Below are 14,019 nucleotides of genomic sequence, written 5' to 3'. Positions count from 1 at the left end.
CGGGCGAACTCAGCCATCGCTGCGCGCGATCACCGCCAGGGTCAACCGCGACACACAGACGCGCTTGCCGGCCGGGTTTTCGATGGTGATGTCCCAGACCTGCGTGCTGCGCCCCACATGGACCGCCCGCGCAGTGCCGGTCACCAGCCCCTGGGTGGCCGCGCGCAGGTGATTGGCATTGATCTCCAGCCCCACGCAGATCTGGGTCGACATATCCACGCACAGGTTGCCGGCGCTGCTGCCCAGGGTTTCGGCCAGCACCACCGAGGCGCCACCGTGCAGCAGGCCATAGGGCTGCTTGGTGCGCGCATCCACCGGCATGGTGGCGCGCAGCCAGTCGTCACCGGCTTCGGTAAAGACGATGCCCAGATGCGCGATCAAGGTATCGCGGCTGGCGGCATTGAGGGCGGCTAGATCGACAGGTTCGCGGAAGGTCATGGGCGGGGAATGGGGAATGGGGAAGCGGGAAGCGGGAAGCGGGAAGCGGGAAGCGGGAAGCGGGAAGCGGGAAGCGGGAAGCGGGAAGCGGGAAGCGGGAAGCGGGAAGCGGGAAGCGGGAAGCGGGAAGCGCAAGAGCATCCAGGCGCCTGGGGTGCGATGCAACTGGGCAGGAGTGCTGGCGGCCGACAGCATGCGCTGGCGGCGCCGATGCATTGCGCTCCCCCCGCCCGCGGCAACTGCAGCCGCTTCGGCGATTTCCGGTGTATTTAGAGTCGATCTGTAGCCAACTGTGCCCATCCAGCCACAACGTGCAATCACCAGGCATCCGCTGCTGCCACCCGTGCGGCACGCCAGCCGATCAGAGGATCGGCACCAGCCCGGCGCCGAAGGCGGTCAGCATGCGCACCAGCAGCCACTTCGGGCCGACATTGACCTCCGGGAAATCGCCCACCGCCACATAGCACTGGCGAAACCGCGGGTCCTGCCGCTTCAGCGGGAACGGACACTCCGGGCCGGGCTGGAACTCGTAGTTGGTGGCGTAGCGCCATGGCCAGAAGTCCAGCACCGGCAAGGCTTCGGAGACCTTGCCCACGCTGTAGTTCAACCCGCCCAACACCGGCGGCTTTTCGCGCGGCGCCACCGTCCAGGCATTTTCCGGGGCGATATCGCGCTCGATGCTGGCGGCCAACGCCTGCGCAAAGCGCGCATCGTCGATCACCACGGCCGCTTCGGTGTTGTAGTTCTCGCTGCGCGGGTCGAAGTTGTGCGTACCGATCACGCCGATGCGGCGATCCACCACCAACGACTTGGCATGCAAGCCCATGCGCGCACCGGCGCGGGTCACCGGCAGCGGCTTGTTGACCGCGCGCGTGCCCAGGAACGATGGCCGCGTTTCGGTACGCAACACGCGCCGATCGACCTCGCTCCCGCCCGGCGCACGGCCGCCACCACTGCCGCGCAGCACGCTGCCGGCACTCGCGCTGGCGTTGCCCTCCGGGCCGCTGCTGCCGCGCATCGCATTGCCCGCTGCGCTGCCGCCGATCAGGCGATTGGCGCGGCTGTCCTGATTGACGTCGGACGCGGGGTTGAGCGGGTCCGGCACCAGGTTGGCGTAATCCACCGGGGCATCCAGCGGAAATGGCTTGAACTCGTACACGTTGAAGCCCAGCTCGCGCATGTTGCGGCGTTTGAACTTGTACGACAGCGCATACACGATGGGGTTGTCGGTGGCGGCCAGGCTATTGGTCGACACCACGATGCGCGGCGGCTGCGGGTGTTTGCGCAACGTGCGGAAGATCGCCTGCGCCTGGTCGGACAACACCAGGTACGGGGTCTGCAACAGCACTTCCTGCTGCGCGCCGGCAATCAGGCCATCCAGTTCCGGCGCGGTGGACACCGCCTTGGCCGCATGCTCCCGGCGGTGTTTTTGCGGCAGATCGGCCACGTACAGCACACGCTGCACCGGCATGGCCGGGGTCACGAAGGCATCGCGCACGAATTGCGGGTCGCGCGCTTCATGGTCCACCCGCGCCACCCGGTCGGGCCGGCGGAACTGTGCCGGCGGCATCGTCGGCACGCCCTGCTCCAGCAGCAGGCGCCCGACATCGTTCAGACGTTCGGCCGGGACGCTGCGCCGGGCGCGCCAGAACGCATCGAAATTGGCGGCCATGGCGCGCACTTCCGGCCCGGCCAGAATCACGTCGCGGTCGCGGAAGTTGTACTCGCTATCCCAGTCGTAATAGTCGTCCTGGTAATTGCGCCCCCCGACCACGCCCAGCACGTCGTCCACCACCAGCAGCTTGTTGTGCATGCGCTGGTTGAAGCGGCGGAAGCAACACAGCACGCTGCCGGCGTAGTCGAAGTAATTGAGTTTGACCTTGCCGAAGGTGGGGTTGTAGATGCGCAGCTGCAGGTTTTTATGGCTGCTGGCCAGCGCGCCGAGAATCTGCAGATCGGCGATCGCCGACAACTGGTCGATCAGGATGCGCACCTTGACCCCGCGCTGGGCGGCGTCCACCAGTGCATCCAGCACCATGCGGGCGCTGTCGTCCTTATCGAAGATGTAGGTTTGCAGATCGATGCTGCGGGTGGCGCTGCGGATCAGGTTGAGCCGGGCCACCAGCGATTCTTCGCCGTGGTCGACGATGGTGGCGTAATGCCGCGGCGCCGCCGGTGTGGAGGCGGTGATCGCCTCGCCGCCCAGCGCGCGCAACGGCGAGGGTTGCGCACAGCGATTGGCCTGGCTGCAATTGACCACGGTGCTGCGTGCCGCAGCGGCGACACCGGCGGCACGGTTGCGTTCGGTTTGTGACAGGCTGGCGCATCCGGTGCCGAGCAACAACGTTGCCAGCACGCAAACCCTCAACAGATACGTCACGGGCGCCGCGCCTCCTGCAGGCGCCCACGCAGAATGAACGTCACCCTGTCGCCCAGGGCCATCTGCCACGCATTCATTCCGTAACGTCCACGCAGGACCGTCCCTCGACTGATCACGTCGCAATCATAGCCCGGCCGCGTGCATTCGGCCGGCACCACATGCAGCGTTTCCAGATGCGTGATTCCGCGGATGGTCAGGTTGCCGACGATGTCGCCGCCCTGCTTCACCACTTCCTCGACATACGGCAGCGATTCGAATTCGACCACCGGGTACTGCGCAACGTCGAAAAAATCTTCCCCGCGCATCCAGCTGGTGTACCGGTCCTTGCCGGGGATCTCCACCTGAGTGGCGTCCAGCCGGAAGCGCACCTGTTGCCGCCCATCGGCCAACGTCACCACGTCACCGCGAAAACGCGGGAAGAACCCCTCGATCTTCATCCCGAAGCGTGTCTTGATCTCGAACCCGAAACGCGATTGCGCCGGGTCGATCGACTGCACCTTCTGCTGCGCCATGCAGGGGAAAACGACCCAGAGCGCGAGCCAGGCGTACCAGCGCAGCGACGATGACACGGATCAAGGCCACCAGAAGGCGGTCAGGCGGGCGATGCCCGGCTCGATGGTGGCGTCCAGCGGCAAGGCCAGCAACGCGATCGAGGCGGTGGGCATGCCGCGGTAATCGCCGGTCTGGCCGCTGTGCATCAGCGCTGCCAGCCGTTCCAGGCCAGGGTTGTGGCCCACCAGCAGCAGGCGCTCGGCCTCGCGATGTTCGTCCACCAGGCTGGCCAGGGTGCCGGGCGTGGCCTCATAGATGCGTTCGTCCAGCCGTTGTTCGATGTAGCCGGTGAGCTCGAGTACCGCCTCCAGGGTTTCGCGGGCGCGGCGGGCCGGGGAACACAGCACCCGGTCGGGCACCAGCCGCTGCTCGCGCAGCCAACGCCCGGCCGCTTCGGCCTCGGCGATGCCGTGCGGCGACAGCGGGCGATCGAAATCGGCCTGGCCGGTGTCGGCCGGTTCGGCGTGGGCGTGTCGCAACAAGATCAATTCGCGCATGGGAACTTTCCGGTTCTAGGACTTCTTGAGCCACTTGAACAGCGGCCCCCAGTCCTGTTGATGGTCGCGCACCTGCGCCGAGCGGTAGTCGAACAAGCTGCGGCCCAGGCCGGCCATCACCACATAGGCCTGGGTGTCGCGCAGTTGGGTCACCAGCGGATACGGCCAGCTGCCGATCATGTCGGCGGCCTGTTGCGAGGTCTGGGTCCAGGGACGGGCACGATTGAGCACCAGGCCCACCGGCAGCTTGCGCTGATGCACGCGCGGCACCTTGGCCAGCGTGTTGAGAAAGCCGACCACCGCTTCGATATCCAGCGCCGAGGACAACACCGGCACCACGATGGCATCGACGTGGTCGAGAAATCCGCTCAAGTCATCGGCCATGGCACCGGCCGGCGCATCGACGATCAGGGTATCGGTGCCGTCCGGCACAGCGCTCTGCCAGCTGCGGCGCTTGGTGGCGTCGATCGGCAAGACCGCACTTTCCAGGCTGGCGCGGCGCTCTGCCCAGCGGGTGGACGAGCCTTGCGGATCGGCATCCGCCAGCACGGTGCGCTGGCCTTGCAACGCCGCATGTGCGGCCAGGTTGGTGGCGATCGTGGTCTTGCCGACGCCGCCTTTGGAGGCGGCCACCAGGACTGTCTTCATGCACGCCTCGCTTCCGGGAGCAGGCCGGCAGCGTACACCGCGACAAGGTGAGGAAGTAGTCGAAACGCGTTAAACGCACTGCTGCGGGGCAGGCAACGACAGCACAGACCGTCAGCCGATGAGCGCAAGGCCTGGTGCCGCCGCTGTGCGTGGCAACGATGGGAGCCTGGCACGGCGCAGGATCGTCCACGCGTCTGGCTCAGCCGCGCCGTCGCACTGCAGCATGGCGCCAATGGTGCAGCTGTTGGCGTACCACGGCTCGGACAAGCGCAAGCGCGTGCGTGCGTGCGTACGCGCGGTACGAGTGGGCTCTGGCTGCCGCCAGCGTTACCGCCTTATGCCACCAGCCGCGCCAGCAGCCAGGCCCACGCAGGCAGCGTCAGCAACGACAGCAGGATGCTGTAGCCGACCATCGCTGCAGCCAGGCGTGGCGCCAGCCGGTGCGAAATGGCCAGCGCGGCGGCGGTGATCATGGTGGGCATGGCCGATTCGAGCACATTGGTCTGCAACATCTGCCCGTGCAGGCCCAGCACCCAGGACAATGGCAAGGCCAGCACCGGCATCAACAGCAGCTTGAACACCAGGCCCACTGCCAATGGCCTGAGTTCGTCGGCAGGCAGGCGCAACTGCAGCGAAAAGCCCACCGAGAGCATTACCAGCGGCAACATCGCATCGGCCAGGTTCTTCAGGCCCGCGCCGATCCAGGCCGGCGGTTGCTCGGGCATCAGGGTCAAGGCGAACAGCAGCGCCCACAACGGCGGGAACTGCAGCACGCGCATCACGATCAGCCGTGCGGTCGGCGGGGTATCGCCGCTGTACCGGGCCAGTACGTACAGCCCGAACGTGGACAGCAACACGAAGGTGCCAAACTGGTCGTAGACCACTGCATACGGCAGTGCGTGATCGCCGATCAGCGCGCGCACCATCGGAAAGCCGATGAAGCTGGAATTGGTAAACACCACACACATCAGCAGCGCGGCGTATTCGGCGCGGCCGAAGCGCAACAGGCGGCTGCAGCCCCACAGCAACGGCACGATGATGGCGGTCAGCAGCCATGGCGTGGCAATCACCCCACCGAGCGAAGCATCCAGATGCAGGCGCGGGACATAGGTCAGCACCGATGCCGGCAGGCAGATGTACAGCACGATGCGGTTGAGCACATCGGCACTGTTGTCCGGCAACACCCGCAGGCGGGCGAACAGCAGGCCCAGCCCCAACATGGCCAGAATCAAGGCAAATGCATCTACCGCCATGCGCGATCGTGTCCGTTGGAATGCGATGCACAGGATCGCATAGCGCACGGTACGCGCATCGGACGATGCGTTGGCCTGGCTGATCCGAGGCGCACGCCACCCGAGCTTCGGTCACTGCGCAATTCCCACTACCGCATGGTTTCCCTATGCCGAAGCCAGCGTAGCTAAGACGCGGCGCCTGCGCTGTTCCAGACGATGCGTCGGACAAACACGGCATTGCACCGTGTTTGATGGTGCGCGGACAAACCCTGCAGCAAATTCGCAGCGTCGGCTGCGCGGTACGCTCACCGCGCGCGGGACACGCCGTGAACCCGTCCCTGGGAGTTCGATGGCGGCCTCGATGCCACCGACGGCCCCGCAATCGGCCAGGACACCGCACTAGACAGCGCGTTGGTGACTTGATTGAAGAGCAAGGACGCAGCGTCAGCCATTCGACCGGCTGTTTCTTTAACTCTGCGCATCGACCACCTCAACCGGTCCTTGCGCGCTCACCGTCACAGGACCCTTGGCGGCATGGAGGCCCCCACGGAGCCTACAGGGACGTCCTTGCAGGCGTGTCCTGCGATGGTTGGGCGGGCAAGGGCCCTGCAGCCACGCCGCAGACCCATGCTCTGCTCTCCCGCATCGACCCCGCAACGTCAGCAAGCCAAGGTGCCAAGCCGGTGCTTGCGACAGGCAGACCCGATCAGCCTTTCGCCGAGCGAACGGCATCAAGGTCAGACGTCTTGGTTTCAGGTAAGCGGCGGGCCGGCGCACCAGATGGCGCCTGGTTTATCGGCAAACGGCGGCAGCCCGTCGATCCACTGCACGACCCGCGCTGCAGGAACTCCCGCAGCGCGGCGAGGCATTACCGAAACGCTGGCGGGTTGGCCTGCCAGGCTGCGAAGACCTCGGCCAGGCTGGCACGGTCGGCTTCGCGCCATTCCGGCAACAGGCTGGCGTAGTTGGCGGTGCTGCTCCAACGGTCCGGCCAGGTGCGCACGGCTGCGGCATACCACTCGACCGCCTCCTGCTTGCGCCCGGCACGCCAGAGCGCCAGTGCAGCCGTGGTTGGCAGCCATTCCGGCGTGGCCGGACGGCCATTGGCCAAGTTGGCCCATTGCTGCAGCGCCTTGTCGGGCTGGTCGGCACGCAGCAGGTCCCACCCATAGTTCCAGGTGATGGCCCGGTACTGCTGGCTGCCGTTGGAGACCAGCGCCAGCGCGCCCTGATACAACTCATCGCCCAACTGGGTGCGCCCGCCCGCATAAGCCAGCGCCGCCAATTGCGCGCGCGGATCGGCCGCACGGGCGTCGCGTTGCACCATCGCCGCCAGCCGGTCGACGACTGCATCGCCCTGGCCCTGTACGGCCACCACGGCCTTGGTGGTACCGCGGTCTTCGTCGAAATAGAACTCCTTGGGCTTGGGCAAGCTCTGCGCCTGCGCCAACGACCACACCCCTCCGAGCAGGGCCAGAGCGGCCCACGCGTATTTCCTTTTCACTGTGTTTTCCCCTGACAGCAAACGACCCCTTCCCATCCCCATCCTACCCGCAGCGCGTCGGCTGCGCATCCGCACAGGGATAGGTGCGGAAAAGCTGACTGTTACACTTTGCGCCGCCGTTTTGGAATCCGTCGGGTGCGTCAGATAGTTTCAGATGACATGCACCGGGGCCCAGCCACCCTTTCCGGGCACGCCATGACCAGTACCGCTGCGCTTTCTTCTCCCGACTCTGCCAACACGCCGGAGCTCGGCCGGGTGGATGCGGACTACACGCTGGACCACAAGTACACGCGCACCGATGGGCGCATCTACCTGTCCGGTGTGCAGGCGCTGGTGCGGCTACCGCTGCTGCAGCGCCTGCGCGATGACGACGCCGGGCTGCAGACCGCCGGCTTCATCAGCGGCTACCGCGGCAGCCCGCTAGGCGGGCTGGACCTGGAACTGTGGCGGGCGCGCAAGCACCTGGACGCGGCCAAGGTCACCTTCACTCCAGGCCTGAACGAGGACCTTGCCGCCACCATGGTGTGGGGCACCCAGCAGACCAACCTCTTCCCCGGCGCGAACGTGCAGGGCGTTTACGGCATGTGGTACGGCAAAGGGCCGGGCGTGGACCGCAGCGGCGACGTGTTCAAGCACGGCAATGCCGCCGGTACCTCGCCGTTTGGCGGCGTGCTGGCGCTGGCCGCCGACGACCATGCCTGCCGCAGCTCGACCCTGCCGCACGGGTCGGAAGACGAATTCGTCAGCGCGATGATGCCCATCCTCAACCCGGCCGGGGTACAGGACATCCTGGACATGGGCCTGCTCGGCTGGGCGATGAGCCGCTACACCGGGCGCTGGATCGGCTTCAAGACGATTGCCGAAACGGTGGAATCGTCCGCCTCGGTGGACGTGGACCCGTTCGCCCGCACCATCGTGCTGCCGGAGGATTTCGAGCTGCCGCCGGGCGGTTTGAGCATCCGCTGGCCAGACCCGCCGGTGGACCAGGAGATGCGCTTGCATCGCTATGCGATTGCCGCCGCGCAAGCCTTTGCGCGCGCAAACCGCATCGACAAGGTGGTGCTGGATGCGCCGCACGCACGCTTGGGCATCGTCACCACCGGCAAGAGCTACCTGGACGTGCTGCAGGCGCTGGAATACCTGGGCCTGGATGCGCAGGCCTGCGCGCAGATCGGCATCCGCGTGTACAAGGTCGGCATGACCTGGCCGCTGGAGCCGGTGGGGATCAGCGCGTTCGCGCAGGGGCTTGAAGACATCGTGGTGGTGGAGGAGAAGAAGGCCTTCATCGAGCGCCAGATGAAGGAGCTGTTCTACAACTGGCCGGCCAGCGCCGGTGCGCGGCCGAGCATTGTCGGCAAGTACGATGAGCAGGGCGCGTGGATCCTGCCGTCCACCGGCGAACTGACGCCGGCCACCATCGCGGCGGTGATCGGCAGACGCATCCTGCGCCTGCTGCCATCGAGCACGATCAATACCGATTCGATCCAGCAGCGGCTGCGCTGGATGGACGCCAAGGAAGCGGAAATGGCGCTACCACGTGCGCAGTTCCCGCGCGTGTCGCATTACTGCTCCGGCTGCCCGCACAACACCTCCACCGCCGTGCCGGAAGGCTCGCGCGCGCTGGGCGGCATCGGTTGCCACTACATGGTGACCTGGATGAACCGCGCCACCGACACCTTCACCCACATGGGCGGCGAAGGGGTGACGTGGTCGGGGCAGGCGCCGTTTACCGACACCCCGCACGTGTTCCAGAACCTGGGCGATGGCACGTATTTCCATAGCGGCTCGCTGGCGATCCGGCAGTCGGTCGCCACCGGCGTCAACATCACCTACAAGATTCTCTACAACGATGCGGTGGCGATGACCGGCGGGCAGCCGGTGGACGGCACGCTCAGCGTGCCCGACATTGCGCATCAGTTGCGCGCCGAAGGCATCCATGAGATTGCGGTGGTCAGCGACGACATCGGCAAATGGACGCGGCGACGCGACCTGTTTCCGCCTGAGGTCGCGTTTCACGATCGTGGTGAACTGGATGCCGTGCAGCAGCATCTGCGCACGGTCAAGGGCGTGTCGATCCTGATCTTCGACCAGACCTGCGCCACCGAAAAACGCCGCCGTCGCAAGCGCGGCAAGCTGATCGATCCGCCCAAGCGGGTGATGATCAATTCGCTGGTGTGCGAAGGCTGCGGCGATTGCGGCGAGAAAAGTTTTTGCGTGTCGGTGTTGCCGAAGGAAACCGAATTCGGGCGCAAGCGCCAGATCGACCAGTCCAACTGCAACAAGGATTATTCCTGCGTCTCGGGCTTTTGCCCAAGCTTTGTCACCGTGCATGGCGGTGCCCCGCGCAAGGGCAAGCGGCGCGACGCCAGCACGCTGCTGGACACGCTTCCCTCACCGCCCAAGCGCACCGCGCTGGAACGGCCGTGGAATATCCTGATCACCGGCGTCGGCGGCACCGGCGTGGTGACCATCGGCGCGCTGCTCGGCATGGCCGGGCACCTGGAAGGCAAGGGCGCCACGGTGCTGGACCAGACCGGCCTGGCGCAAAAGGGCGGCGCGGTGACCACGCATATCCGCATCGCACGCCAGCCCGCCGACATCCATGCCGTGCGCATCGCCGCCGGCGAAGCGGACCTGGTGCTGGGCTGCGACATGGTGGTGGTCAACGATTATTGGGCACTCTCCAAGGTGCGCGATGGCCGCACCCAGGTGGTGCTCAACACTTACGAAGCCATGCCGGGCACATTCACCACGCAGCCGGACCTGCAGTTTCCCGCTGCCGAGATCATCGCCGGTGTGCGCACTGCGCTCGGTGGCCAGGAGCCGTTGTTGCTGGATGCCACGCAGCTGGCCACCGCCCTGCTGGGCGACGCCATCGCCAGCAATCTGTTCGTGCTCGGCTACGCCTGGCAGCACGGGTTGGTGCCGCTGTCGCATGCGGCGCTGATGCGCGCGATCGAACTCAATGGTGCCGCCGTGGCGATGAATCAGCAGGCGTTCGCCTGGGGGCGCCTGGCGGCGATCGATCTGCCGGCGGTGCAACGCGCTGCGGGTCTGGCCGATGCCGACGCGCCTGCACATCTGCATGGCGAGACACCGCATGCACGCGGACCAGGCAGCTGGGAAGAGCACGACCTCAGCGGCCAGAGCGCACCGCGTGCGCTGGCGCAGACCGACGGCAGCACGCTGCATGGCGAGGTCGCTGCACCGGCCGCCCCGCTCGACGACGAACAGTTGGCGCACTCGCTGGACGAGGCCATCGCGCGTCGCGTCGCGTTCCTGACCGACTACCAGGATGCCGCCTACGCGCACCGTTATCGCAGCCTGGTCGAGCGCGTACGCACGCACGAGCTGCAACGCGTGCCCGGCAGCAGCGCACTGACCGAGGCAGTGGCCCGTTACGCCTTCAAGCTGATGGCCTACAAGGACGAATACGAGGTGGCGCGGCTGTATACGCGTGGCGATTTCCAGCGCCGGTTGCAGCAACAGTTCGAGGGCGACTACACGCTGCGCTTCCATCTGGCGCCGCCGCTGCTGGCCAAGAAAGACGCGCACGGCAACCTGATCAAGCGCGAGTACGGGCCGTGGATGTTCACCGCCTTCAAGCTGCTGGCGCGGTTGAAGTTCCTGCGTGGCGGCACGTTCGACGTCTTCGGCTACAGCGAAGAACGGCGTGGCGAGCGCCAGCTGATCGCCGATTACAGTGCCACCGTGGACATGCTGCTGGAACGGCTGGATGCCGATAACGTGGGTTTGGCCGCGCAGATCGCCGGCATTCCGGAACACATTCGCGGCTATGGCCACGTCAAGCATGCGCATCTGCAGGAAGCCAAGGCGCGCGAAGCGGCGCTGCTGGCGCAGTGGCGCAATCCCAAGGCGTTGCATGTGGTGCAGGCGGCCTGATGCACCGCTCAGCATGGTTTTAGCGGGCACGGCTGCGACATCCTTGGCGCGGACACAGCACCAGACAGTTGGTTGGCTGCTTCATTCGAGACCATGCATCTATCGACCATCTCGACTGGTCCTTGCGGCGGACGCGAAGATCTCGCGGGCGCGATGCCCTCACCGCTCGCGGGACACGCCGTGAACCCGTCCATGGGGGCTCGATAGGTAAAGGCCGAGAGGATCCGATCAGCATACACCCGCATGGCCTGGTCACTGACCACTCCTGTACGCAGGCCAACCTCAGTCGAAATGCGGCCCGCGCATCAGTCGAATCGGTCCGCGAACATCGGGCAGTTGCACGGTTCTGCCTTGCTGGGTGACACGCACGACACCAGCGCTTGCGGCAGCTGCGGCCACCGCACGCACCTGGGGCATCAGGCTCCGCCATACCGCCGCGTCACTGCTCAACGCACGCGCGACTTCCGAGGTACAGATCGACTGCTCGGGACGACGTTGCGCAAGCAGGTGCCGGATCAACGCGGAAACCTGCGCATCATCCGGCGGCTGCACGCCGACCCCGCAGGATCACACTGGGCGCAGCAGGCGCAGGCCGAACCAATCCTTGGCATCGTTCCAGCCGTGGGTGACCTTGAGCCCGGCTGCGGCAGCCAGTTCGGCAAAACGCGCGTCGGTGTATTTGCAGCTGTATTCGACCTGCATCGCTTCGCCTTCGGCAAACGCGATGTCCTTGCCGCCGACCCGCACCTGCTGCGCGCGTTGGCTGACCAGGAAGGTTTCGATACGGCCGCGCTCACGGACATACACCGCGTGGTGACGGAAACCGTCCAGATCGAAATCGCTCCCGATCTCGCGATTGAGCCGCGCCAGCAGGTTCAGGGTGAACTCGGCGGTGACGCCGGCTGCATCGTTGTAGGCCGCTTCGATCAGCCCGGCGTCCTTGTCCAGATCGATACCGATCAGGGCGCAACCATCGCTGCCCATGGTCTGGCGCATCGCGTCCAGCAATTCGATCGCGGCCGCATCGGCGAAATTGCCGAGCGTGGAGCCGGGGAAGAACACCACGTGCCGCCGCGCCGGCCGCTGCGCATCGGGCAGGCGCAGCGGCTTGGTGAAGTCGTTGCACACCGGCAACATCTGGATCTGCGGAAATTGCTGGGCCAGCCGCGCGGTGCTTTCCAGCAGCGCGGTACGGGAGATTTCCAGCGGCGTGTAGGCCACCACATCGCGCAGGCCCTGCAGCAGCAATTCGGTCTTGCGGCCGCTGCCGCTGCCGTATTCGACCACATGCACGCCGGCGCCGATCGCCTGAGCGATCGAGCCCATGCTGGCTTCCAGCAAACTCAGCTCGGTGCCGGTGAGGTAATACTCCGGCTGCCGCGTAATGGCTTCGAACAGCTGCGAGCCGCGCGCATCGTAGAAATATTTCGACGGCAGCGTCTTGGGCGTTTGCGACAACCCCGCCAGGGCATCGGCAGTGATGTCGTCCGGCTGCGGGCGCAGATCGGTCAGCGCGGCGTGCGCGCGTTGCATGGCATGGGCGGCGGCGTTCAAGGCAGATCCTTGGCTAGGCGCATGCCGGCAAATTGCCAACGCGCATCGGAGGGGAAAAAGTTGCGGTAACTGGCACGCAGATGGCTGGCCGGGCTGGCGCAACTGCCACCACGCAAGACCCATTGCGCATTCATGAATTTGCCGTTGTATTCGCCCAGCGATCCGGGCCACGGGGTAAAGCCTGGATACGGCAAATACGCGCTGCCGGTCCACTCCCAGACATCGCCGAACAGCTGCTGGATACCGGTGTCCACGGCATCGGCGCCACGCGGATGCAGCGCATCGGTGTCGACGAAATTGCCCTGTACCGGCACGCCGGTCGCGGCCTGCTCCCACTCGGCTTCGGTGGGAAGGCGCGCACCGGCCCAGCGCGCGAACGCATCGGCTTCGAACAGGCTCAGGTGGCAGGCCGGCGCGTGCGGGTCGCGCGTGCGCCAACCGTCCAGCGTGAACTCGCGGCCATCGGCATCCCAATACAAGGGATGCTGCCAACCGTGTGCCTGCACCATCGCCCAACCATCGCTGAGCCAGGCGCCAGCGCTGCGGTAGCCGCCGTCATCGATGAATTGCTGGAACTCGGCGTTGGTGACCACACGGCTGGCCAGCGCATGCGCACCGACCAGTACGCGATGGCGCGGCGATTCGTTGTCGTAGGCGAAGCTGTCGGCCTGTGGCCATGCGGGCGCACCGATCTGGACGATCTGCTCGTCGCGCGCATGCCAGCGCAGTGGGCTGGCAACAGCCGCAGGCGGCGCGGGCAGGTCTCGATAGGCCGGCTGCAACGGGTTGCTCCACAGCGCGTGCTTGATATCGGTCAGCAGCAACTCCTGGTGTTGCTGCTCGTGCTGGATACCGAGCTGCACGACGGTGCAGGCCTGGGCATCGAGCAGGCCTTCGCGCAAGCGCTGCTGCATCTGCCTATCGACCGCAGCACGGTAGTCGCGTACCTGCTGCAACGAGGGACGCGAGAGCACGCCGCGGCGGGCCCGCGCATGCATCGGCCCCACGCTCTGGTAGTAGCTGTTGAACAGGAAATCCCAGGCCGGCTCGAACACGCGATACGCCGGATCGGCCTGCAGCACGAAGCGTTCGAAAAACCAGGTGGTGTGCGCCAGGTGCCATTTGCTCGGGCTCGCGTCCGGCATGCTCTGCACCATCGCGTCTTCGGCGCTCAAGGGTGCGGCGAGACGGTCGCTCAGCGCGCGGGTCTGCGCGTAGCGTTCCAGCAGCGTCAACTGCTGTTGCTGGAGGTGGCCCAGCAGAGGAGAGAGTGCAGACATCGCCATATGCTTGGGGAGCGCCCGTGAACGT

At 66.2% G+C, this 14,019-nt stretch carries 11 protein-coding genes; 1 reads left to right on the top strand and 10 read right to left on the bottom strand.

What is annotated here, in order from left to right; translation table 11 throughout:
• Positions 1-9 precede the first annotated feature (9 nt).
• From FLG15_RS00360 to FLG15_RS00320, 7 genes are all read right to left on the bottom strand, one after another.
• On the bottom strand, positions 10-438 hold the full coding sequence (locus FLG15_RS00360) for a hotdog fold thioesterase (protein ID WP_017157352.1): 429 nt from the start codon (positions 436-438) through the stop codon (positions 10-12).
• Positions 439-799: 361 nt separating this feature from the next.
• Entirely contained in the window at positions 800-2,818 is a 2,019-nt protein-coding gene (locus FLG15_RS00350; protein WP_150145303.1) for a phospholipase D family protein, read from the bottom strand.
• Positions 2,815-3,387 (bottom strand): YceI family protein, encoded by a 573-nt coding sequence (locus FLG15_RS00345; protein ID WP_017159612.1) that lies wholly within the window; start codon positions 3,385-3,387, stop codon positions 2,815-2,817. The genes FLG15_RS00350 and FLG15_RS00345 overlap by 4 nt, the downstream gene beginning before the upstream one ends.
• A gap of 3 nt (positions 3,388-3,390) precedes the next feature.
• Positions 3,391-3,867, bottom strand: a complete 477-nt coding sequence (locus tag FLG15_RS00340; protein WP_003488452.1) for a SixA phosphatase family protein — start codon at positions 3,865-3,867, stop codon at positions 3,391-3,393.
• Between the two features lie 15 nt (positions 3,868-3,882).
• A complete protein-coding gene (locus tag FLG15_RS00335) occupies positions 3,883-4,515 on the bottom strand; it encodes a nucleotide-binding protein (protein WP_150145300.1) in 633 nt (210 codons plus the stop codon).
• 335 nt (positions 4,516-4,850) lie between these two features.
• A complete protein-coding gene (locus FLG15_RS00330; protein ID WP_017157356.1) occupies positions 4,851-5,768 on the bottom strand; it encodes an AEC family transporter in 918 nt (305 codons plus the stop codon).
• A gap of 847 nt (positions 5,769-6,615) precedes the next feature.
• Positions 6,616-7,251 carry a hypothetical protein gene (locus tag FLG15_RS00320; RefSeq protein ID WP_039584125.1) on the bottom strand — a complete coding sequence of 212 codons (636 nt, stop codon included), beginning with the start codon at positions 7,249-7,251 and terminating at the stop codon, positions 6,616-6,618.
• Between the two features lie 159 nt (positions 7,252-7,410).
• Here FLG15_RS00320 and FLG15_RS00315 point away from each other — a divergent pair, with 159 nt between their 5' ends.
• On the top strand, positions 7,411-11,154 hold the full coding sequence (locus tag FLG15_RS00315; RefSeq protein ID WP_170922363.1) for an indolepyruvate ferredoxin oxidoreductase family protein: 3,744 nt from the start codon (positions 7,411-7,413) through the stop codon (positions 11,152-11,154).
• Positions 11,155-11,436: 282 nt separating this feature from the next.
• Here the strand turns inward: FLG15_RS00315 and FLG15_RS00310 are convergent, their stop codons facing one another.
• From FLG15_RS00310 to egtB, 3 genes are read right to left on the bottom strand one after another with little or no spacing between them, the layout of a single operon-like run.
• On the bottom strand, positions 11,437-11,706 hold the full coding sequence (locus FLG15_RS00310; RefSeq protein ID WP_057678497.1) for a DUF3253 domain-containing protein: 270 nt from the start codon (positions 11,704-11,706) through the stop codon (positions 11,437-11,439).
• Between the two features lie 15 nt (positions 11,707-11,721).
• Positions 11,722-12,708 (bottom strand): L-histidine N(alpha)-methyltransferase, encoded by a 987-nt coding sequence (gene egtD / locus FLG15_RS00305; RefSeq protein ID WP_150145298.1) that lies wholly within the window; start codon positions 12,706-12,708, stop codon positions 11,722-11,724.
• Entirely contained in the window at positions 12,705-13,994 is a 1,290-nt protein-coding gene (gene egtB / locus FLG15_RS00300; RefSeq protein ID WP_150145295.1) for an ergothioneine biosynthesis protein EgtB, read from the bottom strand. The genes egtD and egtB overlap by 4 nt, the downstream gene beginning before the upstream one ends.
• Between the last annotated feature and the right edge of the window lie 25 nt (positions 13,995-14,019).

Origin of the sequence: Xanthomonas phaseoli pv. dieffenbachiae (assembly GCF_008639345.1) — a bacterium.
In the GTDB taxonomy this organism is placed as follows: Bacteria; Pseudomonadota; Gammaproteobacteria; order Xanthomonadales; family Xanthomonadaceae; genus Xanthomonas; species Xanthomonas phaseoli.
Note: the sequence above shows the minus strand (reverse complement) of the source record. Positions and strands in the feature narration are given on the sequence as shown.